The 23,429-nt window shown below is 52.0% G+C and carries 22 protein-coding genes; 1 reads left to right on the top strand and 21 read right to left on the bottom strand.

Translation table 11 applies throughout. From position 1 onward, the window contains the following. Positions 1-21: 21 nt before the first annotated feature. From pstA to asnC, 19 genes are all read right to left on the bottom strand, one after another. A complete protein-coding gene (pstA, locus tag MRY16398_RS28845; protein WP_039080013.1) occupies positions 22-909 on the bottom strand; it encodes a phosphate ABC transporter permease PstA in 888 nt (295 codons plus the stop codon). Further along, positions 909-1,868: a phosphate ABC transporter permease PstC gene (gene pstC, locus MRY16398_RS28840; RefSeq protein ID WP_039080012.1), complete on the bottom strand. Its 960-nt coding sequence runs from the start codon at positions 1,866-1,868 to the stop codon at positions 909-911. Before pstC ends, pstA begins: the two co-directional genes overlap by 1 nt. 130 nt (positions 1,869-1,998) lie before the next feature. After that, positions 1,999-3,039 carry a phosphate ABC transporter substrate-binding protein PstS gene (gene pstS / locus MRY16398_RS28835; protein WP_039080011.1) on the bottom strand — a complete coding sequence of 347 codons (1,041 nt, stop codon included), beginning with the start codon at positions 3,037-3,039 and terminating at the stop codon, positions 1,999-2,001. Between the two features lie 273 nt (positions 3,040-3,312). Then, positions 3,313-3,885, bottom strand: coding sequence for a hypothetical protein (locus tag MRY16398_RS28830; RefSeq protein ID WP_108702267.1), 573 nt, complete (start codon positions 3,883-3,885; stop codon positions 3,313-3,315). Positions 3,886-3,953: 68 nt separating this feature from the next. After that, positions 3,954-5,783, bottom strand: a complete 1,830-nt coding sequence (gene glmS, locus MRY16398_RS28825; protein ID WP_039080009.1) for a glutamine--fructose-6-phosphate transaminase (isomerizing) — start codon at positions 5,781-5,783, stop codon at positions 3,954-3,956. A gap of 171 nt (positions 5,784-5,954) precedes the next feature. Beyond that, complete coding sequence (gene glmU / locus MRY16398_RS28820) at positions 5,955-7,325, bottom strand: bifunctional UDP-N-acetylglucosamine diphosphorylase/glucosamine-1-phosphate N-acetyltransferase GlmU (protein ID WP_108702266.1); 1,371 nt, start codon at positions 7,323-7,325, stop codon at positions 5,955-5,957. Between the two features lie 331 nt (positions 7,326-7,656). Continuing rightward, complete coding sequence (locus tag MRY16398_RS28815; protein WP_039080007.1) at positions 7,657-8,076, bottom strand: F0F1 ATP synthase subunit epsilon; 420 nt, start codon at positions 8,074-8,076, stop codon at positions 7,657-7,659. A gap of 20 nt (positions 8,077-8,096) precedes the next feature. Then, positions 8,097-9,479 (bottom strand): F0F1 ATP synthase subunit beta, encoded by a 1,383-nt coding sequence (gene atpD, locus MRY16398_RS28810; protein WP_039080006.1) that lies wholly within the window; start codon positions 9,477-9,479, stop codon positions 8,097-8,099. A gap of 31 nt (positions 9,480-9,510) precedes the next feature. Next, complete coding sequence (gene atpG, locus MRY16398_RS28805) at positions 9,511-10,374, bottom strand: F0F1 ATP synthase subunit gamma (RefSeq protein WP_039080005.1); 864 nt, start codon at positions 10,372-10,374, stop codon at positions 9,511-9,513. 50 nt (positions 10,375-10,424) lie between these two features. Then, a complete protein-coding gene (gene atpA, locus MRY16398_RS28800; protein WP_039080004.1) occupies positions 10,425-11,966 on the bottom strand; it encodes a F0F1 ATP synthase subunit alpha in 1,542 nt (513 codons plus the stop codon). Positions 11,967-11,978: 12 nt separating this feature from the next. Next, the gene (gene atpH / locus MRY16398_RS28795; protein ID WP_039080003.1) at positions 11,979-12,512 is read right to left on the bottom strand and encodes a F0F1 ATP synthase subunit delta; all 534 of its coding nucleotides are present in this window, start codon (positions 12,510-12,512) and stop codon (positions 11,979-11,981) included. Between the two features lie 14 nt (positions 12,513-12,526). Next, positions 12,527-12,997: a F0F1 ATP synthase subunit B gene (atpF, locus tag MRY16398_RS28790; protein WP_007369369.1), complete on the bottom strand. Its 471-nt coding sequence runs from the start codon at positions 12,995-12,997 to the stop codon at positions 12,527-12,529. Positions 12,998-13,056: 59 nt separating this feature from the next. Then, positions 13,057-13,296: a F0F1 ATP synthase subunit C gene (gene atpE, locus MRY16398_RS28785; RefSeq protein ID WP_004393045.1), complete on the bottom strand. Its 240-nt coding sequence runs from the start codon at positions 13,294-13,296 to the stop codon at positions 13,057-13,059. Positions 13,297-13,344: 48 nt separating this feature from the next. Next, complete coding sequence (gene atpB, locus MRY16398_RS28780) at positions 13,345-14,163, bottom strand: F0F1 ATP synthase subunit A (protein ID WP_039080002.1); 819 nt, start codon at positions 14,161-14,163, stop codon at positions 13,345-13,347. Between the two features lie 8 nt (positions 14,164-14,171). Further along, positions 14,172-14,552 carry a F0F1 ATP synthase subunit I gene (gene atpI, locus MRY16398_RS28775; RefSeq protein ID WP_039080001.1) on the bottom strand — a complete coding sequence of 127 codons (381 nt, stop codon included), beginning with the start codon at positions 14,550-14,552 and terminating at the stop codon, positions 14,172-14,174. Positions 14,553-15,166: 614 nt separating this feature from the next. Beyond that, entirely contained in the window at positions 15,167-15,790 is a 624-nt protein-coding gene (gene rsmG, locus MRY16398_RS28770; protein WP_039080000.1) for a 16S rRNA (guanine(527)-N(7))-methyltransferase RsmG, read from the bottom strand. 112 nt (positions 15,791-15,902) lie between these two features. After that, the gene (gene mnmG / locus MRY16398_RS28765) at positions 15,903-17,792 is read right to left on the bottom strand and encodes a tRNA uridine-5-carboxymethylaminomethyl(34) synthesis enzyme MnmG (RefSeq protein WP_125125610.1); all 1,890 of its coding nucleotides are present in this window, start codon (positions 17,790-17,792) and stop codon (positions 15,903-15,905) included. A 373-nt stretch (positions 17,793-18,165) separates the two neighbouring features. Continuing rightward, positions 18,166-18,615, bottom strand: coding sequence for an FMN-binding protein MioC (gene mioC, locus MRY16398_RS28760; protein ID WP_039079998.1), 450 nt, complete (start codon positions 18,613-18,615; stop codon positions 18,166-18,168). A 99-nt stretch (positions 18,616-18,714) separates the two neighbouring features. After that, entirely contained in the window at positions 18,715-19,173 is a 459-nt protein-coding gene (gene asnC / locus MRY16398_RS28755) for a transcriptional regulator AsnC (RefSeq protein WP_039079997.1), read from the bottom strand. Positions 19,174-19,323: 150 nt separating this feature from the next. On the opposite strand from asnC, the gene asnA reads away from it, so the two are divergent. After that, the gene (gene asnA, locus MRY16398_RS28750; RefSeq protein WP_039079996.1) at positions 19,324-20,316 is read left to right on the top strand and encodes an aspartate--ammonia ligase; all 993 of its coding nucleotides are present in this window, start codon (positions 19,324-19,326) and stop codon (positions 20,314-20,316) included. Here the strand turns inward: asnA and viaA are convergent, their stop codons facing one another. Both viaA and ravA read right to left on the bottom strand, forming a co-directional pair. Continuing rightward, positions 20,317-21,768 carry an ATPase RavA stimulator ViaA gene (gene viaA / locus MRY16398_RS28745; protein ID WP_079496841.1) on the bottom strand — a complete coding sequence of 484 codons (1,452 nt, stop codon included), beginning with the start codon at positions 21,766-21,768 and terminating at the stop codon, positions 20,317-20,319. Next, positions 21,762-23,258: an ATPase RavA gene (gene ravA, locus MRY16398_RS28740; protein ID WP_039079994.1), complete on the bottom strand. Its 1,497-nt coding sequence runs from the start codon at positions 23,256-23,258 to the stop codon at positions 21,762-21,764. The genes viaA and ravA overlap by 7 nt, the downstream gene beginning before the upstream one ends. Positions 23,259-23,429: the final 171 nt, after the last annotated feature.

The following is a 23,429-nucleotide window of genomic DNA, read 5'->3' as shown; positions in this document are numbered from 1 at the left end:
CGTTTCACCGCGCCGCAAAAATTAGTGTTTCTTCGCCGCGAAAATGACACGCGCCAGAATGTTCAGTAGCAGCACACACAGCGTAATAATCAGAACACCGGCCCAGGCCAGTTGCTGCCATTCAGCAAACGGGCTCATCGCAAACTTAAAGATGGTGACCGGCAAGTTTGCAATCGGCCTCATCATGTCCGTGCTCCAGAACTGGTTCGACAACGCGGTAAACAGCAGCGGTGCGGTTTCACCCGCGATACGCGCAACCGCCAGCAGCACGCCGGTCATGATCCCGGAGACAGAAGCTTTCACGGTAATAGCGGAAATCATCTTCCACTTCGGCGTCCCCAGCGCGTATGCCGCTTCACGCAGGCTATCCGGCACCAGTTTCAGCATGTTCTCTGTGGTACGAATCACGATGGGCACCTGCAGCAGCGCCAGCGCAATCACGCCAGCCCAGCCAGAGAAGTGTTGCATCTGCGCCACCACAATGGTGTAAACGAACAGGCCAACAACAATAGACGGTGCGGAAAGCAGAATATCGTTAATAAAACGGATAATTTCGGCCAGAATCGATTTACGCCCGTACTCAGCCAGGTAGATCCCGGCCATGATACCCAGCGGCGTACCGACAGCGGTCGCCCAGAAGATGAGCAGCGCACTCCCCGCCAGCGCATTCGCCAGCCCACCACCCGCCGTGTTCGGCGGCGGCGTCATTTCGGTAAAGAGCGCCAGTGACATCCCATCAAAACCACGACTAATGGTCGACAGGAGGATCCAGACCAGCCAGAACAGACCAAACGCCATGGTCGCCATCGAGAGCGTCAGGGCGATACGGTTTTTGGTACGGCGCTTCGCCTGCATCTTGCGACGGGATTCAGCCAGCTCTGCGGTGGTTTGCATTTCAAGCGTAGCCATTAGCGGGCCCCCTCATTTTTCGCCAGACGCATGATCATGAACTTAGAAATCGCCAGCACAATAAAGGTAATGACGAAGAGGATCAGACCCAGCTCCATCAAGGCTGCAACATGCAGACCGGATTCCGCTTCGGCGAATTCGTTCGCCAGCGCGGAGGTAATACTGTTACCCGGCATATAGAGTGATGCGCTGTCGAGCTGGTAGGTGTTACCGATGATAAAGGTCACCGCCATGGTTTCGCCCAGCGCACGACCCAACCCCAACATAATGCCGCCGATAACACCATTTTTGGTGAACGGCAGAACAATACGCCAGATAACTTCCCAGGTGGTGCAGCCGATGCCGTAGGCCGACTCTTTCATCATCACCGGGGTTTGCTCGAATACATCGCGCATAACGGCGGCAATGTACGGAATGATCATAATGGCGAGGATAACCCCCGCGGCCAGGATACCAATACCAAATGCCGGGCCAGAGAAGAGGGCGCCAACAAACGGGATAGCGGACATAACGTTGCCGACCGGTTCCTGGAAATATTTGGCAAACAGCGGGGCGAAAATAAACAGACCCCACATGCCGTAAACGATACTGGGAATCGCCGCCAGCAGTTCAATCGCGATCCCAAGAGGACGTTTCAGCCAGCCAGGCGCCAGCTCCGTCAGGAAGAGGGCGATACCAAAACTTACCGGGACAGCGATCAGTAGCGCGATAAAAGACGTTACCAGCGTGCCGTAAATCGGAACCAGAGCACCAAAGGTCTCATTCGGCGCATCCCACTCTTTGTTCCATAAGAAGGAAAAACCAAATTTCTGGATACTCGGCCAGGAGGAGAAAATCAGAGACACGATAATGCCGCCGAGCAGCAATAGCACAATCAGCGCAGCCAGTTTTACCAGCGCGCTGAAAATCATGTCACCTTTTTTGCCCGGGGGGCTAAAAGCCGGCTTGGTTGCAGCCATAAATCACTCTTTAAGTTTGGGCCAGGAAGCGCGCATTTTATCGTGCTTCCTGGCTAACGTAATGCCATACCCTAAGTAATTCGAGTTGCAGCCAACACCAACACTGCTACGGCTCGAAGTATGGCGGGTATTAGTACAGCGCTTTACCGCTGCTGTCTTTCACGTTGGTTTTCCATGCAGCGCGAATCTGTGCAACAACGCTCTCAGGCAGGGTAGCGTAGTCCAGGTCATTAGCCTGTTTGCCACCGTTTTTGTATGCCCAGTCGAAGAATTTCAGCACTTCTGCGCCCTGCTCAGGATTTTTCTGCTCTTTGTGAACCAGGATGAAGGTGGTGGACGTAATCGGCCATACATCGGCACCTTTCTGGTTGGTCAGGTCCTGCGCGAAGGATTTGCTCCAGTCGATGTTTTTCGTCGCATTGGAGAAGTTTGCTTCGGTCGGGCTAACCGGTTTGCCATCAGCAGACAGCAGCTTGGTGTAGGTCAGGTTATTCTGCTTAGCGTAAGCATATTCAACATAACCAATGGAGCCCGGCAGACGCTGTACGAATGCAGCAATACCGTCGTTACCTTTACCGCCCAGACCGGTCGGCCAGTTAACAGTAGAGCCAGCGCCTACAGACGATTTCCACTCTTCGTTAACTTTCGCCAGGTAGCTGGTAAATACGAAAGATGTACCAGAACCATCAGCGCGACGTACGACAGCGATATTCTGAGAAGGCAGTTTTTTGCCCGGGTTCAGCTTAGCAATTGCCGCATCATCCCATTTTTTGATTTTGCCCAGGTAGATATCGCCCAGCGTTTTGCCATCCAGCACCAGCTCGCCAGATTTGAAACCTTCCAGGTTAACAGCCAGGACAACACCACCGATTACGGTCGGGAACTGGAACAGGCCTTCCTGAGCCAGTTTGTCGTCAGCCAGCGGAGCATCAGAAGCGCCGAAGTCAACGGTGTTTGCAGTGATCTGTTTTACGCCACCAGAAGAACCGATACCCTGGTAGTTAACCTTATTACCCGTTTCTTTCTGGTAAGTATCGGCCCATTTGGCATACACCGGCGCTGGGAAAGTTGCACCCGCACCTGTCAGGCTTGCAGCGGCGTTAACTGCAAATGCACTCAGTGAAAAGGTCGCGGCGACAACAGTTGCGACAGTGGTACGCATAACGTTCATAATGTCTCCTGCAAGGATCGTAAATCGTTGTTTAAGTGGCTACGACGAGCAAAATAGGACACTTTGATGACAGTTATATGCAATGATTGTTACTGTTTGATGACAATGACGGCTTTCACATAGATTAACCCTATCTTGTATGATTTATCAGCAAGATAACGTTATTAATGACAGTGAGATGTCAGCAAGATTTTAGTTTTATGACACTAAAAAAGTAGTAGATGCCAACCAGATGTCCCAGCAAAAAGCGACAAAAAGTAGCCTTAGATCAATTCATTTTCGCCTGGGTTGCGTCAATGCCTGACGTCGATACTGGGCTATTCTGAGTGACGCACGCCACTGTACTAGTTTCGTCAGTTCTGGCCCGTTCATGACCTGCCGCGTCAGCCATAAGAGAAGCAAACTCCCGGCCCAACACCCGACACTTAGCCATGAGAAAGAGGCGAACAACAGCCATCCTGCCACCAATAGATTACAAACACATAACGCCGACCAGACGGCTAAAAATAATCTCAGGGATAATGTTCTTCCTTTCTCTGCTCCTGATAACGCCACCACAAGCAGAATGAAGATAACAAGACCTGCAATAACGCCCCAACCGCCGGTAACGGTTCTGAACGCAATGGCAAGACCGGCAAAGCTCAACAGCAACGTATAAAACAACACCAATATGCTGGCGAAATATGTCGTCCCACGGATGTAGTAAGCCTTCGGCATTTCCTGAAAAGCCTCCGCCAGCGCTTTTAATTGCGCCAGTTTACGGCCCGATATTCCCATGTCTACCTTGTCGCAGTAGTCGATGAGCGCCAAAACTTTAAGCCCGATAATGCGTTTCAACAGATTCATCATCATCCTGAAAAAAAAGAGGCTGCCACCAGGCAACCTCTTTTATGCGTTATGACGTGGTTACGCCTTTATTCCACAGTGACTGATTTTGCCAGATTACGCGGCTGATCCACGTCGGTGCCTTTAATCAGCGCCACGTGATAGGCCAGCAATTGCAACGGAACAGTGTAGAAGATAGGAGCGATAACTTCATCAACGTGCGGCATATCAATGATATGCATAGTGTCGCTGCCTACAAACCCCGCATCCTGGTCGGCAAAGACATACAGTACACCGCCGCGCGCGCGAACCTCTTCAATGTTGGATTTCAATTTTTCCAACAGTTCATTGTTCGGCGCAATAACGATAACCGGCATATCATCGTCAATCAGGGCCAGTGGGCCGTGTTTCAGTTCACCGGCGGCATAGGCCTCAGCATGGATATAAGAAATCTCTTTGAGCTTAAGCGCGCCTTCCAGGGCAATCGGGTATTGATCGCCACGCCCCAGGAACAACGCGTGATGCTTGTCAGAGAAGTCCTCGGCCAGTTGCGCGATACGTTTATCCTGAGACAGCATCTGTTCAATGCGGCTCGGCAGCGTCTGCAGGCCATGAACAATGCTATGTTCGATTGAGGCATCCAACCCTTTCAGACGGCTCAGTTTCGCCACCAGCATCAACAGTACCGTTAGCTGAGTCGTGAAGGCTTTGGTGGACGCCACGCCAATTTCCGTACCCGCATTCGTCATGATGGCCAGATCGGATTCACGTACCAGCGAGGAGCCAGGAACGTTACAGATAGCCAGCGAGCCCAGATAGCCCAGCTCTTTAGACAAACGCAGCCCCGCCAGGGTATCTGCCGTTTCGCCAGACTGAGAGAGTGTAATCATCAGACTATTGCGACGCACGGCAGATTTGCGGTAACGGAATTCGGAGGCGATTTCCACATCACAGGGTACACCGGCCAGCGATTCAAACCAGTAACGAGAAACCATGCCGGAGTTGTATGAGGTACCGCAGGCAATGATCTGAATATGCTCAACCTTGCTCAGCAAATCATTCGCATGGGAGCCCAGCTCGCTTAAATCCACTTCACCGTGGCTGATACGCCCGGTCAGGGTGTTTTTAATCGCATTCGGCTGCTCATAGATCTCTTTCTGCATATAGTGACGGTAAGCGCCTTTGTCGCCTGCGTCATATTGCAGATTGGATTCAATCTCCTGGCGCTTAACCAGCTCGCCCGTTTTATCAAATACCGTCACGCTGCGACGCGTTACCTCAGCGATATCCCCCTCTTCAAGGAAGATAAAGCGACGGGTTACCGGCAACAGAGCCAGTTGATCGGACGCGATAAAGTTTTCACCCATGCCCAGACCGATAACCATCGGGCTACCAGAACGAGCTGCCAGCAGTGTACTCGGATCGCGGGAATCCATGATAACCGTGCCGTACGCGCCACGCAGTTGCGGGATAGTACGCAGCACAGCATCACGCAGCGTACCGCCTTTCGCCAGCTCCCAGTGCACTAAGTGAGCAATCACTTCTGTATCGGTCTCAGACACAAAAGTGTAGCCACGCGCTTTCAGTTCTTCGCGCAGCGGTTCGTGGTTTTCGATAATGCCGTTGTGTACTACGACGATGTGTTCAGACACATGCGGGTGTGCGTTGCCTTCTGAAGGTTCCCCGTGGGTCGCCCAACGGGTGTGAGCAATACCGGTACCACCGTGTAACGGATGCTCTTCCGCAGCCTGAGCCAGCATCTGTACTTTACCGAGACGACGCAGACGGGTCATATGACCTTCTGCATCAACCACTGCCAGACCGGCAGAGTCATAACCACGGTATTCCAGACGACGTAAGCCTTCCAGAAGGATTTCAGCAATATCACGCTGCGCAACTGCGCCAACAATTCCACACATAGTTAGATTTCCTGATTATGGCATTGTGCCATGCGTTGTCGCTGACCTGTTTGCCCTTTACGGGCGCCCCGAGCCTTGTAGAGAGTGGGGTTATTTTTATAGTACTGCTTGTCGGGCGGGGGATTATGTTATCCCCTCATCCCTGGTTGCCGGATTACTCCGGCATGAAAATTACTTTTTCTTCACCGGGCGCTGCCAGCCTTTTTTATGGACCTGCGGCACACGGGTTAAGACCAGTTCGTTATCGGCGACATTGCGGGTAACCGTCGTACCTGCCGCAATGGTTGCCCCTTTACCCACGCTCACCGGCGCCACCAGTTGGGTATCGGATCCAACAAACACATCATCACCAATAATGGTCTTGTGTTTATTGGCGCCATCGTAGTTGCAGGTTATGGTTCCCGCGCCGATATTGACGTTGTCGCCAATTTCCGCGTCGCCAAGGTAAGTCAGATGACCCGCTTTCGAGCCTTTGCCCAGACGCGCTTTTTTCATCTCAACGAAGTTGCCTACGTGCGCGCCTTCCTGCAACTCAGCCCCCGGACGCAGGCGGGCAAACGGGCCAATCGTACAGGCGGCTTCAAGCGTGGCATCTTCCAGCACGCTATAAGGACTGATTTCACAGTCATCGCCAATGACGCTATTTTTGATGACACAGCCTGCGCCAATTTTCACGCGGTTGCCGAGTTTGACGTCACCTTCAATAATCACGTTAGCATCAATCTCAACATCCCGCCCATGCGTCAGCGTTCCACGCAGATCGAAGCGGGCCGGGTCGCGCAGCATCACGCCTGAGAGAAGTAATTTTTCAGCCTGTTCAGTTTGATATACACGTTCGAGGCGGGAGAGCTGGAGGCGGTTGTTCACGCCTTCCACTTCGCTCAGGCGCTGCGGATGGACGGCTGCGATTTCATGGCCTTCCTGATAAGCAAGAGCAATAATATCGGTGATGTAATATTCACCCTGCGCATTATTATTGGTGAGCTGACTCAGCCAGCGTTTCATATCGCCGCCGTTAGCTATCAAAATACCGGTGTTGATTTCCTGAATCTGGCGCTGCTGCTCAGTCGCATCTTTATGTTCAACAATGCCGGTTACTTTACCGTTCTCACGCGTGATACGGCCGTATCCACTTGGATCATCCAGCTTCACGGTGAGCAGACCAATGCCACCCTGCGGCTTCGCTTCACGCAGACGGGTAAGGGTATCGATCGATATCAGCGGCACATCGCCATACAGCATCAGGATATCTTCGTCGTCGGCGAAGAATGGCGCAGCCTGCTGCATTGCATGCCCGGTGCCCAGTTGTTCAGCCTGTAACACCCAGTTAAGTTTTTCGTCAGGCAGCGTTTGTTTTAACAGATCGCCGCCGTGCCCATAGACAAGGTGTACATGATCGGCGCCTAGATTATTCGCCACATCAATGACATGCTGAACCATCGCTTTCCCTGCAAGGGTATGCAGCACTTTCGGAAGATCGGAATACATGCGTGTGCCTTTGCCAGCGGCAAGGATCACCACACTCATTTTCGTGTTCAACATACGCGTCCTGACTTTAATTTGAGTGGAAGTTTTACTGTTTCACCTTGAAAATTCTACATTTTTTTCAACGCAAAATGGCAAGAAAGTAAAATGCACAACCTGCCTTACCAGATCGTAATTTAGGGCATTTTTTTGGCTTTTACATGGTACTTTATATTCAAAAATGGTGCTTCCTGCATGGGTATCGTGAGCAGGACAATGTTTTTGCTATTTTTTTTAGCCATGAATAAAGTCCTGAGCAAAACATTCATGTATCCAATAAAAGTACAGAATTTGCCCATAAAAAAAGCCAGCCTGATAATCAGACTGGCTTTTTGACTTTAAGCCGGTGTTACATCGCTTTTTTGGTCAACTCGATAACGCGCAGTTTCGCAATAGCTTTCGCCAGTTCGGCAGACGCCTGAGCGTAATCCACGTCGCCGTGCGAGCTCTTAATGTGCTCTTCGGCTTTACGTTTCGATTCCAGCGCTCGTGCTTCGTCGAGATCCTGGCCACGAATAGCGGTATCAGCCAGTACGGTCACGTTGCCAGGCTGCACTTCAAGAATGCCGCCGGACAGATAGATAAACTCTTCATGACCGTGCTGTTTCACGATGCGGATCATACCAGGCTTAATGGCGGTGAGCAGCGGCGCGTGACCAGGGTAAATCCCCAGCTCACCTTCGCTACCCGTTACCTGGATTTTCTCGACCAGACCAGAGAACATTTGTTGCTCTGCACTGACGACGTCCAGGTGGTAAGTCATTGCCATATCACCCTCCGATTAAGGCGTTAAAGTTTTTTGGCTTTTTCCACGGCTTCGTCAATGGAACCGACCATGTAGAACGCCTGCTCCGGCAGGTGATCGTATTCGCCTTCCATGATGCCTTTAAAGCCACGGATGGTGTCTTTCAGGGAGACGTATTTGCCCGGAGAACCGGTAAATACTTCTGCCACGAAGAACGGCTGGGACAGGAAGCGCTGGATCTTACGCGCACGTGCTACCACCAGTTTGTCTTCTTCTGACAGCTCATCCATACCCAGGATGGCGATGATGTCTTTCAGTTCCTGGTAACGCTGCAGGATAGACTGTACGCCACGCGCAGTGTCGTAGTGCTCCTGACCAACAACCAGAGGATCCAGCTGACGGCTGGTGGAGTCCAGCGGGTCAACGGCCGGGTAAATACCCAGAGACGCGATCTGACGGCTCAGTACCACGGTTGCATCTAAGTGAGCAAAGGTGGTGGCTGGTGACGGGTCAGTCAAGTCATCCGCAGGTACGTATACCGCCTGTACGGAGGTGATAGAACCGGTTTTGGTGGAGGTGATACGTTCTTGCAGAACACCCATCTCTTCCGCCAGAGTCGGCTGATAACCTACCGCTGAAGGCATACGACCCAACAGTGCAGATACTTCTGTACCGGCCAGGGTGTAACGATAGATGTTGTCGACGAACAACAGTACGTCACGACCTTCGTCACGGAATTTCTCTGCCATGGTCAGACCGGTCAGCGCAACGCGCAGACGGTTTCCCGGCGGCTCGTTCATCTGGCCATACACCAGGGATACTTTGTCGATAACGTTGGAGTCGGTCATTTCGTGGTAGAAGTCGTTACCCTCACGAGTACGTTCACCTACGCCCGCAAATACGGAGTAACCGGAGTGCTCGATCGCGATGTTACGGATCAGCTCCATCATGTTTACGGTTTTACCTACACCCGCACCACCGAACAGACCTACTTTACCGCCCTTAGCGAACGGACACATCAGGTCGATTACTTTGATACCGGTTTCCAGCAGTTCCTGAGAGTTTGACAACTCTTCGTAGGAAGGTGCTGCGCGGTGGATCGCCCAACGCTCTTCTTCACCGATGTCGCCTTTCATGTCTACTGGTTCGCCCAGTACGTTCATGATACGACCCAGTGTTGCTTTACCTACCGGGACTTCGATCGGGTGAGCCAGGTCTGTTACTTCCAGACCACGACGCAGACCATCAGAAGAACCCATTGCGATGGTACGTACAACGCCACCGCCGAGCTGCTGCTGAACTTCCAGCACCAGACGCTCTTCACCATTCTTTACCTCAAGTGCATCGTACACTCGTGGTACGGCATCCTGAGGGAACTCGACGTCCACCACGGCGCCGATTACCTGGATAATTTTTCCAGTAGCCATCTTGAATCCTCTACGAAATTCGTAAACCTGGTTAAACCGCGGCGGCCCCCGAGACGATCTCGGTGAGTTCCTGAGTAATGCTGGCCTGACGAGCTTTGTTGTAAACCAACTGCAGCTCTTTAATCAGGCTGCCGCCATTATCGGTCGCGGCTTTCATCGCCACCATACGTGCGGCCTGCTCGCTGGCCAGGTTTTCAACAACACCCTGATAAACCTGAGATTCCACATAACGACGCAGGAGAGTATCCAGCAGCGCCTTCGGATCAGGTTCATACAGATAATCCCAGGATTTACGCTTCAACTCTTCATCTTCTTCTGCCGGTAATGGCAGCAGTTGAGTGATGGTTGGAACCTGAGACATGGTGTTGATAAATTTGTTGCTGACAATATAAAGCTTGTCCAGACGACCTTCGTCGTATGCCTGCAACATCACTTTAACCGAGCCGATCAGTTCGGACAGAGATGGGTTATCACCCATACCGGTCACCTGGGCGACAACGTTGCCACCAACGGAATTAAAGAAAGACACGCCTTTCGAGCCGATCATCGCGAGGTCGCTCTGAACGCCTTTATCGGACCATGCTTTCATATCCGCCAGTACTTTCTTGAACAGGTTAATGTTCAAGCCGCCACACAGACCACGGTCGGTCGACACCACCAGGTAGCCCACGCGCTTAACGTCGCGTTCTTCCAGGTAAGGGTGCTTATATTCCAGATTACCGTTCGCAAGGTGACCAATCACTTTGCGCATGGTATCTGCATAAGGACGGCTGGCCGCCATGCGATCCTGCGATTTACGCATTTTGGAAGCGGCGACCATTTCCATCGCTTTAGTGATCTTTTGCGTGTTCTGGACGCTTGCGATCTTACTACGTATCTCTTTTGCGCCGGCCATGAGCTTCTCCTCAATGCCTTGCGGCCTGCCCTAAGGCAGGCCACCAGACGTTACCAGGACTGGGTTGCTTTGAAGGAATCGAGGATGCCTTTCAGCTTGCCTTCGATTTCGTCGTTATAGCCACCGGACTGGTTGATCTCTTGCATCAACGGAGCGTGGTCACGGTCAACGTAAGCCAGCAGAGCGGCTTCGAAGCTACCGATTTTCGCCAGCTCTACATCCGCCAGATAACCACGTTCTGCTGCGAACAGAACCAGAGACTGCTGCGCAACGGACATCGGCGCATACTGTTTCTGTTTCAGCAGCTCGGTCACTTTCTGACCGTGGTCAAGCTGTTTACGGGTTGCATCGTCAAGGTCAGATGCAAACTGGGAGAACGCTGCCAGTTCACGATACTGCGCCAGCGCGGTACGGATACCACCGGACAGTTTCTTCATGATCTTGGTTTGCGCTGCACCACCAACACGGGATACGGAGATACCCGGGTTAACCGCAGGACGAATACCGGCGTTAAACAGGTTGGTTTCCAGGAAGATCTGACCATCGGTAATCGAAATTACGTTGGTCGGAACGAACGCGGAAACGTCACCCGCCTGCGTTTCGATAATCGGCAGAGCGGTCAGAGAGCCGGTTTTCCCAGTCACTTCACCTTTGGTGAAGGCTTCAACGTATTCGGCGTTAACACGCGCAGCACGCTCCAGCAGACGAGAGTGGAGGTAGAATACGTCGCCCGGGAATGCTTCACGTCCTGGCGGACGACGGAGCAGCAGGGAAATCTGACGGTAAGCAACGGCCTGTTTAGACAGGTCATCATAAATGATCAGCGCATCTTCACCGCGGTCACGGAAGTATTCACCCATTGCGCAGCCTGCATACGGAGCCAGGTATTGCAGTGCGGCAGATTCAGATGCGGTTGCAACCACAACGATGGTGTTAGCCAGCGCGCCGTGTTCTTCCAGTTTACGTACCACGTTAGAAATGGTGGACGCTTTCTGGCCGATGGCCACGTAGACGCACTTGATGCCGGAATCACGCTGGTTGATGATGGCGTCGATGGCCAGAGCGGTTTTACCGGTCTGACGGTCACCGATGATCAATTCACGCTGACCACGACCGATTGGGATCATGGCGTCAACGGATTTATAACCAGTCTGTACCGGCTGATCGACGGATTGACGTTCGATAACGCCCGGTGCGATAGCTTCAACAGCGGAGAAGCCGTCGTGCTCCAGCGGACCTTTACCATCAATCGGTGCACCCAGAGTGTTCACAACGCGGCCCAGCAGACCACGACCAACCGGAACTTCCAGGATACGACCCGTACATTTAACCTTCATGCCTTCGGCGAGGTCAGCATACGGACCCATCACAACTGCACCCACGGAGTCGCGCTCCAGGTTCAGTGCGATAGCGTAACGGTTACCCGGCAGGGAAATCATCTCACCCTGCATACAATCGGCCAGGCCGTGAATGCGGATAACACCGTCACTTACAGAAACAATAGTACCTTCGTTGTGAGCTTCACTCACAACACTGAACTGAGCAATGCGCTGCTTGATCAGTTCGCTGATTTCGGTGGAATTCAGTTGCATGCTCCAGTCCCCTTAAGACTGCAAGACGTCTGCGAGGCGTTCAAGACGGCCGCGTACGCTACCATCAATGACCATATCACCCGCACGGATGATAACACCTGCCATTACAGACTTATCGATTTTGCAATTCAGCTTAACTTTGCGTGACAGACGTTTTTCCATCGCGGCGCTGATTTTCGAAAGCTGTTCTTCACTCAGTGCGGTCGCAGAGGTCACTTCGACTTCTGCGATAGCCTCGCTGGCTGCACGCAATTGAACAAACTGCTCAAGAACATCAGGAAGCACTTTAAGACGACCATTTTCAGCCATCACCCGAATCAGGTTCTGACCGTTGTCGTCAAGTTGCTCCCCACAGACTGCGATAAACGACTCGGCAAGCGTTTCCGGCGCAATAGCACCGGAGAGAAGCTCTGCCATATGTTCGTTTTTCGTCACCTCGGCCGCGAACGCCAGCATATCCTGCCAGCGATCAACACCCTGGTGTTCGACAGCAAAGTCAAAAGCTGCTTTGGCGTAGGGGCGAGCTACCGTTACAAATTCAGACATCGGCCCCTCCCTCCTTACAGTTCAGCGACCAGTTTATTCACGATGTCGCTGTTAGCAGCTTCATCCACGGAACGCTCGATGATCTTCTCGGCGCCGGCAACAGCCAGCAGAGCCACTTGTTTACGCAGCTCTTCGCGAGCACGTTTACGCTCGGCGTCAATTTCCGCCTGAGCCTGCGCCACGATTTTGTTACGTTCCTGCTCGGCTTCTGCTTTCGCTTCGTCCAGGATCTGAGCGCGGCGTTTGTTCGCCTGCTCAATGATGACCTGAGCTTCTGCTTTCGCTTTTTTCAGCTGGTCGGTCGCATTGGCCTGTGCAAGGTCCAAATCCTTCTTAGCTCGTTCCGCAGAAGCCAAACCGTCAGCGATTTCTTTCTGACGTTTTTCAATGGCTGCCATTAATGGCGGCCATACATACTTCATGCAGAACAGAACGAACAGGACAAACGCGATGGCCTGGCCGAGGATTGTTGCGTTTAGATTCACAGCACAATGCCTCTTATCTGGTTAACGTTCTAAATACTTGCTGTAAAAAGCAACCCTTACTACGCGACAGCAAACATCACGTACAGACCCAGACCTACAGCGATCATCGGGATTGCGTCCACCAGACCCATAACGATAAAGAACTGAGTACGCAGAAGAGGAATCAGATCAGGTTGACGCGCTGCGCCTTCCAGGAATTTACCCCCGAGGATGCCGATACCGATCGCAGCACCGATTGCCGCCAGACCCATCATAATAGCGGCAGCCATGTACAGCAGATCCATATTCAGGTTTTCCATGACAGTCTCCAGATTGTTTCAGTTAAAACGTAGTAGTGTTGTTAAAAATCAATGCTCTTCAGACGCCATCGACAGATAGACGATCGTCAGAACCATGAAAATGAAGGCTTGCAGCGTAATAATCAGGATGTGGAAAATGGCCCATGGCACATTCAGGATCCACTGTGACCACCACGGCAACAGACCAGCAATCAGAATGAAAATCAACTCACCGGCATACATGTTGCCGAACAGTCGCAGACCGAGAGAAACCGGTTTGGACAGCAGGCTAACACCTTCCAGGATAAGGTTGACCGGGATAAACACCGGGTGGTTGAACGGCTGGAGTGTCAGCTCTTTAGCAAAACCACCCAGGCCTTTCATTTTGATGCTGTAGAACAGAATCAGGATAAATACGCCCAACGCCATCGACAGGGTGATGTTCACGTCCGCAGACGGCACCACGCGCAGCGCAGGCAGACCCAGTACATGCTCAGCAATGTACGGCAGCAGGTCGATAGGCAGCAAATCCATCAGGTTCATCAGGAATACCCAGACGAAAATCGTCAGGGCCAGTGGCGCGATAAGCTTGCTTTTGCCGTGGTACATGTCTTTCACGCTACCGTGGACAAAACCAATAACCAGCTCAATCGCGGTCTGGAATTTCCCCGGGACGCCGCTGGTGGCCTTTTTGGCTACGCTACGGAACATCACCAGGAACAACAGACCCAGAACCACCGAGAAAAACATGGAGTCAATGTTGAGAGTCCAGAAGGTGGCCGGGGGGTTATGCGGATCCACCAGCGAAAGCGTACGAAGGTCAATCTGAAGGTTATTCAGATGGTGGCCTATGTACTCCTGCGGTGTTGAGATTTCTCCTGCAGACATGATGCCTCTTACCCTTTGTTGTTAATTACAGCGGGTGCCAGTATCTGAACAACCAGCACCGAAACCCACGTGACTATCAGCGGTAAAAACACCGCCTTTAAAACTGCCAGCGCCACCACCAGCAACACGAATGTTGCTAACACCTTGAACACTTCGCCGAAGGCGAAGGACCAGGCCACTCGGCCTCTGGCTGGTGTATGCGCCTGATGACGCCAGGCAAAAATCATAAACAACATATTCGGCAGAAAGACTGCCATACCGCCGCACACGGCGGAAGTGCCCCAGAAGGGGTCTTTGAGGCTAAACAGCAATCCGCTTGCTATTACCGCCAGAAACTGAATAAGCAGAAGCCTGCGAGCAACATTTCGACCCAAGAGCGACACAGACATCACTTTTAACTCCTGCTCACTTCGAGGTAGGCCGCGTGTCGTATAAAACGTTCTTTAAGGCCCGGAGTCAAGCATCAAAAAGCGGTCAAATTATACGGTGCGGCCTCGTGATTTCAAACAATAAGTAGCGAAAAGGTGAATAAATGTTTAAATAATTTTCCCGAGGGCTATTTTTCAACTTTTAGCGAAACTGTGAACCATCAGACACAATGTTGAATAACGCGAAATACCTGTTGCTAAAGCGTGCACCAGATCACAAATTAAACATTTATGCGCTCGCCAAAATATTGCCATCAGGAATTTGCGCCTTTTCATCTTTTTGATATTACAGATGATTACTGACAACTCTTTTTAAAACAGCTCGGTATACAATAAAAACCTTTCATTGACATTTATAATAATCATTTAACATTCATCAATACGTGCGAATGTCGATTTTTAGCAGACTGATATTTTCGCTGTTGACTATTTTCATGGTTAAGCAAAATTACGGCGTTAAAACTTAGAAAAAACGAAGTGAAATATGCGTTAAATGTAACCGAACGTATCACTGTTTTTTACGCCGTTTTTTAACATTCAGAAAACAGCACGAATTCTACATTTTTTGATAAAAATTAAATTTTGTTTGCCTTAATGACCACGAGATGTCGGTCACCCTCAAGGTGAGGCACGTCTAATTTGACGATAGATTCTACTGAAAACTGAGCAGGCAGCGTGTCAATTTCATCATTTGGAATCAACCCCTTAAGGGCATAGAACTTGCCTTGTGTTCCAGGCAGATGCTGGCACCAGTTCACCATGTCATTCAATGATGCGAATGCCCGGCTGATGACGCCATCAAAAGGCGGCTCGGCCGGAAAATCTTCAACGCGGCTCTGTACGGGAGTGATGTTCGGCAAATGAAGTTCATGCTGAACCTGGCGCAGAAAACGGACCCGTTTACCCAGGCTATCCAGCAGGGTGAAGTGTGCATCAGGAAGAACAATAGATAACGGGATCCCCGGCAGGCCAGGCCCCGTTCCGACATCGATAAACCGCTCCCCCTGCAAGTGCGGCGCAACCACGATGCTATCGAGGATATGGCGAATCAGCATCTCGTTCGGGTCACGTACGGAAGTCAGATTGTAGGCTTTGTTCCATTTGTGGAGCATTTCGACATAGGCTACCAGCTGGTTTTTCTGGTGATCGGTGAGCGAAATACCTGCTTCATCGAGCAGACGAGAAAGTTTATTGAGCACGGTGATTACCTGTCTGAAAAATATACCCGGTGGCGTTAACGCTTACCGGGCTTTAAATCTGTTGTGCTGACAGGCAACGCACTCTCTGTCAGCACATGTTGCGTGAAGAGTATCAGGCGCTACGGCGCAGCATACCCTGTTTTTTCAACCAGACCAGCAGAATGGAGATCGCGGCAGGTGTGATCCCGGAAATACGCGATGCCTGTCCGATGGAGGCCGGTTTGTGATCGTTTAGTTTCGCGATCACTTCATTCGACAGGCCGCTGACCTGACGGTAATCCAGCGATGCAGGTAACAGCGTATTCTCGTTACGCTGCTGTTTTTCAATTTCATCCTGCTGACGCGCGATATAACCCTCGTACTTCACCTGAATCTCAACCTGCTCAGCCGCCTGTTCGTCGCTCAGACCTGGAACGAACGGTGCCAGTTGTACCAGTTGGTCGTAAGTCATTTCCGGGCGACGCAACAGATCTTCACCGCTGGCTTCACGAGACAGCGGTGCCGTCAGGTTTTTATTCACTTCCGGCGCAGCTTCCGAGGTTGGGTTCACCCAGATAGATTTCAGACGCTGACGTTCACGTTCGATATTTTCGAGTTTCTCGTTGTAGCGCGCCCAGCGTTCGTCGTCCACGAGGCCAAGCTCACGGCCGATTTCGGTCAGACGCAGATCGGCGTTATCTTCACGCAGCATCAGGCGATATTCGGCACGGGAGGTGAACATGCGGTACGGTTCTTTGGTACCCAGAGTGCAAAGATCGTCGACCAGTACGCCCAGATAAGCCTGAGAACGTGCCGGCGCCCAGCCCTCTTTCTCGGCAGAGAAGCGTGCTGCGTTCAGACCAGCCAACAGCCCCTGGGCCGCTGCCTCTTCGTAGCCAGTGGTGCCGTTGATTTGGCCGGCAAAGAACAGTCCATGGATATATTTACTCTCCAGGGTCGGTTTCAGGTCACGCGGGTCGAAGAAATCGTACTCAATGGCATAGCCAGGGCGAACGATTTTGGCGTTTTCCATCCCCTCCATCGAGCGGACGATTTTCATCTGTACATCGAACGGCAGGCTGGTGGAGATACCGTTCGGGTAAATTTCGTTAGAGGTCAGCCCTTCCGGCTCCAGGAAGATCTGGTGCTGGTTACGATCGGCAAAGCGCATCACTTTGTCTTCGATCGACGGGCAGTAGCGTGGCCCGATCCCTTCGATCACGCCAGCATACATCGGGCTGCGATCGAGGTTATTGCGAATAACCTCATGGGTTTTCTCGTTGGTGTGGGTGATGTAGCACGGCACCTGACGCGGGTGTTGCGCGGCATTGCCCATAAACGAGAAGACCGGCATCGGATTATCGCCGTGCTGCTGCGCCAGGACGCTAAAATCAATGGTACGAGCGTCAATACGCGGCGGCGTACCGGTTTTCAGGCGGCTTACGCGCAGCGGTAGTTCACGCAGACGACGAGAAAGGGGAATGGACGGCGGATCGCCTGCACGGCCACCGCTGTAGTTATCCAGCCCGATGTGAATCTTGCCGTCAAGGAATGTCCCGACGGTCAAAACGACCGCTTTAGCGCGGAATTTCAGGCCCATCTGGGTGACTGCACCCACCACGCGATCGTTTTCCACAATCAGATCTTCTACCGCCTGCTGGAAGATCATCAAATTTGGCTGGTTTTCCAGCGCGGTACGCACAGCCTGACGGTAAAGTACGCGATCTGCCTGTGCTCGGGTCGCACGGACTGCCGGGCCTTTACTGCCGTTTAGTATCCTAAACTGGATACCCGCCAGATCGATCGCTTTTGCCATCAGACCGCCGAGTGCATCCACTTCTTTTACCAGGTGTCCTTTCCCAATACCGCCAATGGCCGGGTTGCAACTCATTTGCCCCAGCGTGTCGATATTGTGTGTCAAAAGCAGAGTCTGTTGACCCATACGCGCTGCGGCCATCGCGGCCTCAGTGCCTGCATGACCCCCGCCAATGATGATGACGTCAAAAGGATCCGGATAAAACATGGTGTATTGCCTCGCGTAAAGCGGTTAGAAAGTGGATTGATGCCTGGGCCGTGGATTCTACTCAACTTTAGCTCAGTGAGAAAGCATCAGGATCCCGGGTATTAAAAAGAAGATCTTTATATAGAGAGATCTGTTTTACTGTGATCTCTTATTAGGATCGGCCTGTCTTGTGGATAACCCGGATCCTGATATGAAGATCATGATGTTAGCCTGGATCATTAGCTGTGAATGATCGGTGATCCTGGTCAGTATAAGCTGGGATCAGAATGGGTAGTTATACACAACTCAAAAACTAAGCGACGGTTATACTTTGGATAACTACCGGTTGATCAACGCTTTTAAGCATAGTTATCCACACTCGATCGCGCGATCTTTAATCGATATTGAGTAAATTAATCCAGGATCCGAGCCAAATTTCAGCCGGATCTTCAGGAATGTCATGATCAAGGATGTTGATCTTCGCTGTTTCACCTAGCTGTTTTGCCCCACAGGCTTTCAATGAAACCTCGAGTTTTTCAATCGCACCGCAAAAGGTGTCATATTCGCGGCTACCGATACCAATCGCGCCAAAGCGTACGGCAGAAAGGTCAGGTTTTTGTTCATTAAGATCGTCATAAAACGGCTGGATGTTATCCGGCAGATCGCCTGCGCCATGGGTAGAACTTACCACCAGCCAGGTTCCTGACTGCGGCAGATCTTCCAGTAACGGGCCGTGCAGGGTTTCGGTTGTAAAGCCTGCTTCTTCCAGTTTTTCCGCCAGGTGTTCCGCTACATATTCTGCGCCACCCAGAGTACTGCCACTAATAAGTGTAATATCTGCCATCAGGTCCACTCCGGTTATGAGCTGCGTATTGTACGCTGTGAATGGGCTGGGATCTACCTGTGGACAATATGGGTATTAACGGTGGGGTAAAACGCCCTGTTACGGGCGGATCGTACGCATTATGGGGTTTTGCAAAGAGATCAGCGTTTCAGTGGACTGGATTTCATCAATTGTTTGGATCTTGTTGATAAGCACCTGTTGCAGAGCATCGATCGAGCGGCACATGACTTTAATAAAAATGCTGTAGTGGCCGGTGGTGTAGTAGGCTTCTGTCACCTCTTCCAGGCTTTCCAGGCGCGCCAGTGCGGAGGGATAGTCTTTTGCGCTTTTAAGGATAATGCCGATAAAGCAGCAGACGTCATAACCTAATTGTTTGGGGCTGACGTCAATCCGCGCGCCGGTAATAATCCCCGCCTGCTTCATTTTCTCTACGCGAACGTGAATTGTCCCCGGGCTTACACCGAATTGCTTGGCAAGCTCAGCGTAAGCAGTACGCGCATTCGCCATTAAGGCGTCAAGGATGCCTCGGTCCAGATTGTCGATCTGATAATTTTCCATAGGTTTTTCTTATGATGAATAAACATTCTTCCTATTTTAGCGGCTCATTTTAACGAATCAAAACCCTCTCCGGCTTTTTTGTTGTTGATTATTGAATAAAGGCGAGATTTTGTTGCTTAATCGTTTGCAACAGAACAAAGGAGTTAAAAAATGAAATCCGCTTACATCAGCAAACAACGTCAGATCGTATTCGTGAAGTCGCATTTTTCCCGCCAGCTTGAAGAAAAACTGGGGCTAATTGAAGTTCAGGCACCGATTCTAAGCCGTGTAGGAGATGGGACTCAGGATAACCTGTCGGGCTGTGAAAAAGCGGTACAGGTAAAAGTCAAAAACCTGCCGGATGCGCAATTTGAAGTTGTCCACTCGCTGGCCAAATGGAAACGTCAGACGCTGGGACAACATGATTTCAGCGCTGGCGAAGGGCTGTACACGCACATGAAAGCCCTGCGTCCGGATGAAGACCGCCTCTCCCCAATCCATTCTGTTTATGTTGATCAATGGGACTGGGAACGCGTACTGGGTGATGGCGAACGCCACACCGGCACGCTGAGATCGACGGTTGAAGCCATCTATGCCGGAATCAAAGCAACCGAAGCGGCAGTGAGCAAAGAGTTTGGCCTGACGCCCTTCCTGCCAGCGCAGATCCACTTTGTGCACAGCGAAGAGCTACTGAGCCGTTATCCGGGGCTGGACGCAAAAGGGCGTGAACGCGCAATAGCCAAAGATCTGGGCGCAGTCTTTCTGATGGGGATTGGCGGGAAACTCAGCGATGGTCAGCGACACGATGTCCGTGCACCGGATTATGACGACTGGAGTACGCCCGGTGAGACAGGTTTGCACGGCCTGAACGGTGATATCCTGGTATGGAACCCGGTACTGGAAGATGCGATCGAGCTCTCTTCTATGGGGATCCGCGTAGATGCTGATGCACTGAAACGTCAGCTTAACATCACGGGTGATGAAGATCGTCTGCGTCTCGACTGGCACCAGGCGTTGTTGCGCGGTGAGATGCCGCAAACGATCGGTGGTGGTATTGGCCAGTCTCGTTTGACGATGCTGCTACTGCAACTGCCACACATCGGCCAGGTTCAATGTGGCGTATGGCCTGCACAGGTTCGCGAGACCGTCGACGCATTGCTGTAATTAGCGGCGCCAGCGCCTGAGCAAACGGCTTCTCATCCCGGTATCAAAGCGCCAGATATGATCGAAGATGCGCATGATGCCGGGTTTTCCGTGTGCTGACATCGCAACGGCGTGAAAACGGTGCTGGTGTACAGCCTGTAGTTCCTTGACCTTGCCTATTACATCGTCCGGCAGGCGCTGGGCGATAAAGTCAGAGATAACCACCGCGTCGGCGTCATACCACTCCCCGCCCTGCATGCGTTCAATAATGGCGCGAAAGCAGCTTGCTAAATCCGTACCGCCGCGAAAACGCTGGCTCAGAAAGCGGATAGCGTGCTCCAGCCCTTGCTGGCAGGTCAGCTCATAACGCACGACCTCGCTGGAAAACAGCATAATAAAGCAGCGTCGTTTGTCTGCCAGCGCCACGCGCATCAGCGCCAGGCAGAAGGCTTTTGCGCACTGTTCATTGAACCCGCCCATCGAACCGGATGTATCCACACACACAATAAACGGCCCGCGCGGCTGTTCATCGAAATCCTGATGAATAACCGGGCGCTCAACTTCTCTTTCCCGCCAGGCATCGCCATGCAGGCGGTAGGTCAGCAGTTGTTTCTCTACCAGCCGACGGTAGAACTCATATTCCAGCTCGGTAATACCCAGCGTCGCCAGTTCCGGCGGCAACAGACGCAGGATATCGTCACTTTGATGCAGCCCGTCAACCTGCTCCGGCACGGTAGAGGGTTCGCGCACCAGCATACGGAAGGTTTCCATGGGGGCATCTTTGCGCGGAACGGATTTTGCCTCACGGGATCGCCCAAGTTGTTCCGCCAGTTGCTTGAGTTCCGGCTGCTCGGTCAGGAAGTCACCGTATTGCACGATAAGTCGGTAATCGCCGCGCTTAATTTGCCCGGCGCTCATATCCCATAACCGCCCGGCGGCATTTTCGTTTTCAATCAGTACCGGTTCAAGCTGGCCGCTTAGGGTCATGCGTTCCTGTACTTCACTGAGTAACTGCTCGCGTTCCTCTTCCAGGAGTTGCTGATTAAACGCGGTTGTCTGTACCACCAGACTTAACCGCCAGCGCTGTAAGAAAAGCGTTTGTAACGCCGGGGTAAAGGTCGGGTTGTCCTTCACCATGGTGTTTGCCTGCGCGGAAAACGGCGAGCGAAGCTTATCCAGAAGCGTCAGAATTTGCGGCAACTGAACGACGAACTGTGAAGTGGAAAGCAACTGGCTCTGCTGATAGCAGAGCACTTCTTCGGCAAGTTCTGGCGGCACCTGTGTCTCTTTCAGGTGATTTTTCAGCGCTTCGCGCCAGCGGGGGACATCTTCGGTAATGACGTGCTTGAGTTTGGGGAATTTTTCAAAGAAAACAGCCAACTGGGGGGAGGCCAGTAAGGCGACGATAAGCTCTTCAACTATCGTCTCCTCACTGATAGCCAGCAGGGCATTTAGTGCATCCAGCGTCAGCATTGAAGCGCCTGTTGTATCTGCGCGCGAACGTCCTGCAGGCTGGCTTCAATGCGACCCAACCAGTCGCCAGGAATGAACAGGCATTTTTGCTGTTCGCTAAAACGGGTGTGCTGCTGATGCCAGAGCGTGTCGAGCGCTTCCAGTTGCTGCTTTATTTCTTCCGGCACATGGGTTGCCGTTCCACCTGGTAAAGCAAGACGGGAACCCTGCAGGCTGATATCGCGGATCAACAGATGCAAACTGGTGTCGACTTCAAGGTTAAGGATCTGCGCGAAGCCAATGCCGTTAAGTTTGCCACGGATCTCCCCGCCTTTTGCCAGCCACTGGGCCAGCGCGGCGCGTTCGATAGTCACATGAATGACCTGCATGTCATGTAATTTTAACGGTTGCTGGAGCAACAATGTCAGCGTGCTGTCTTGCAGATCTTCCGGCAAATCGTAATGCGGACGACGGCTGAACATGCCGCCCTGGCGCGAAACTTTGAGGGCCGTTTTGTCGCTGTGCTGCTGCTGAAGCTGGATGTTGCGCTGCGCAATCGCGCCCAGTTGCGTCAGCATGGATTGCTGCTGCCACGCGTGCCCGGTCATCAATATTTCCAACTGATTTTGCATCAGACGCATGCTTTCAGCGTCATGCCACAGGCAGTCTTTCAGCAAGATCAAATCCACAGGGGCCACCGCATCGCGTCCGCTGAAAAAGGCGCTAGCCTGAAGCAGACGAATGGCCTTTTTCCAGCGACGGTCAGAGACATAAGGCGCAGTAGGTAAGTTATCAAGCTGCTGGCGTAGCATGAAAATCAGCTCAAAAACGGCGTCGGGTAGCTTCACCTGCACGATTTCCTGCTGCCAGCGCGCATAATCCTCATCGCTGATTTGCAGATCAGCTGGCACCGGATTATCGCTTTCATCCTGCTGGCTGATGAGCATCGAGCGGAAGTTACTCTTATCCTGCACTTTATCGAGCCACAGGCGAATCAGCATGCGGTCATAGAGTGCTTCGAGGCTACTGTCAGCCTCGGGCAGTTCGTTAGATGCCGCCACCAGCAAACGCATGGGGATTTTCTCTTCCAGCGCGCCGTTGCGAAAGCGACGTTCGTTAATGGCGGTTAATAGCGTATTCAGGATCGCCGGGCCGGCTTTCCAGATTTCGTCCAGAAACACAATCTCCGCTTCCGGCAGATAGCCATGTGTTAAACGTTCATAACGCCCTTCATCTTTCAGCGCCTGAATAGAAAGAGGACCAAACACCTCTTCGGGTGTGGAGAAGCGGGTCATCAGATATTCAAAAGCGCGGGCATTTTTAAAGGCGAATTTCAGGCGGCGGGCGATCAGGCTTTTGGCGATACCCGGCGGGCCGAGCAGAAAGACGCTTTCACCACTTAACGCGGCCAGCAGGCACAGGCGAATAGCGTGGCTACGCTCAAAAAGACCTTTTTCCAGCGCGCTACTTAAGCGGGAAATTCTTTCTGCTAATAAATGTGAGTGAGCCATAATTGATTTGCATCCTTTCGCCGCGATTCCGGCTTGCAACTGCGAGTATAGACGTTTCGATAAAGGCTTGTAATAGACTGAACAACGGCATCATTTTCTTTGCGCCAGGTTAATACGGTCGCAATTAGGGGGTACGATTTCATAAATAATCGTGCATACTGTGCGCTTTTT

This window comes from Phytobacter sp. MRY16-398, from assembly GCF_003925915.1.
Classification (GTDB): Bacteria; Pseudomonadota; Gammaproteobacteria; order Enterobacterales; family Enterobacteriaceae; genus Phytobacter; species Phytobacter diazotrophicus.
The sequence above is the reverse complement of the archived record's forward strand: the minus strand, read 5'-3'. Positions and strand labels throughout refer to the sequence as shown.

Coding starts and splice junctions, on each gene's coding strand:
- pstA (WP_039080013.1), bottom strand. CDS start 909: ATGGCTACGCTTGAAATGCAAACCACCGCAGAGCTGGCTGAATCCCGT.
- pstC (WP_039080012.1), bottom strand. CDS start 1,868: ATGGCTGCAACCAAGCCGGCTTTTAGCCCCCCGGGCAAAAAAGGTGAC.
- pstS (WP_039080011.1), bottom strand. CDS start 3,039: ATGAACGTTATGCGTACCACTGTCGCAACTGTTGTCGCCGCGACCTTT.
- MRY16398_RS28830 (WP_108702267.1), bottom strand. CDS start 3,885: ATGAATCTGTTGAAACGCATTATCGGGCTTAAAGTTTTGGCGCTCATC.
- glmS (WP_039080009.1), bottom strand. CDS start 5,783: ATGTGTGGAATTGTTGGCGCAGTTGCGCAGCGTGATATTGCTGAAATC.
- glmU (WP_108702266.1), bottom strand. CDS start 7,325: ATGTTGAACACGAAAATGAGTGTGGTGATCCTTGCCGCTGGCAAAGGC.
- MRY16398_RS28815 (WP_039080007.1), bottom strand. CDS start 8,076: ATGGCAATGACTTACCACCTGGACGTCGTCAGTGCAGAGCAACAAATG.
- atpD (WP_039080006.1), bottom strand. CDS start 9,479: ATGGCTACTGGAAAAATTATCCAGGTAATCGGCGCCGTGGTGGACGTC.
- atpG (WP_039080005.1), bottom strand. CDS start 10,374: ATGGCCGGCGCAAAAGAGATACGTAGTAAGATCGCAAGCGTCCAGAAC.
- atpA (WP_039080004.1), bottom strand. CDS start 11,966: ATGCAACTGAATTCCACCGAAATCAGCGAACTGATCAAGCAGCGCATT.
- atpH (WP_039080003.1), bottom strand. CDS start 12,512: ATGTCTGAATTTGTAACGGTAGCTCGCCCCTACGCCAAAGCAGCTTTT.
- atpE (WP_004393045.1), bottom strand. CDS start 13,296: ATGGAAAACCTGAATATGGATCTGCTGTACATGGCTGCCGCTATTATG.
- atpB (WP_039080002.1), bottom strand. CDS start 14,163: ATGTCTGCAGGAGAAATCTCAACACCGCAGGAGTACATAGGCCACCAT.
- atpI (WP_039080001.1), bottom strand. CDS start 14,552: ATGTCTGTGTCGCTCTTGGGTCGAAATGTTGCTCGCAGGCTTCTGCTT.
- mnmG (WP_125125610.1), bottom strand. CDS start 17,792: ATGTTTTATCCGGATCCTTTTGACGTCATCATCATTGGCGGGGGTCAT.
- mioC (WP_039079998.1), bottom strand. CDS start 18,615: ATGGCAGATATTACACTTATTAGTGGCAGTACTCTGGGTGGCGCAGAA.
- asnC (WP_039079997.1), bottom strand. CDS start 19,173: ATGGAAAATTATCAGATCGACAATCTGGACCGAGGCATCCTTGACGCC.
- asnA (WP_039079996.1), top strand. CDS start 19,324: ATGAAATCCGCTTACATCAGCAAACAACGTCAGATCGTATTCGTGAAG.
- viaA (WP_079496841.1), bottom strand. CDS start 21,768: ATGCTGACGCTGGATGCACTAAATGCCCTGCTGGCTATCAGTGAGGAG.
- ravA (WP_039079994.1), bottom strand. CDS start 23,258: ATGGCTCACTCACATTTATTAGCAGAAAGAATTTCCCGCTTAAGTAGC.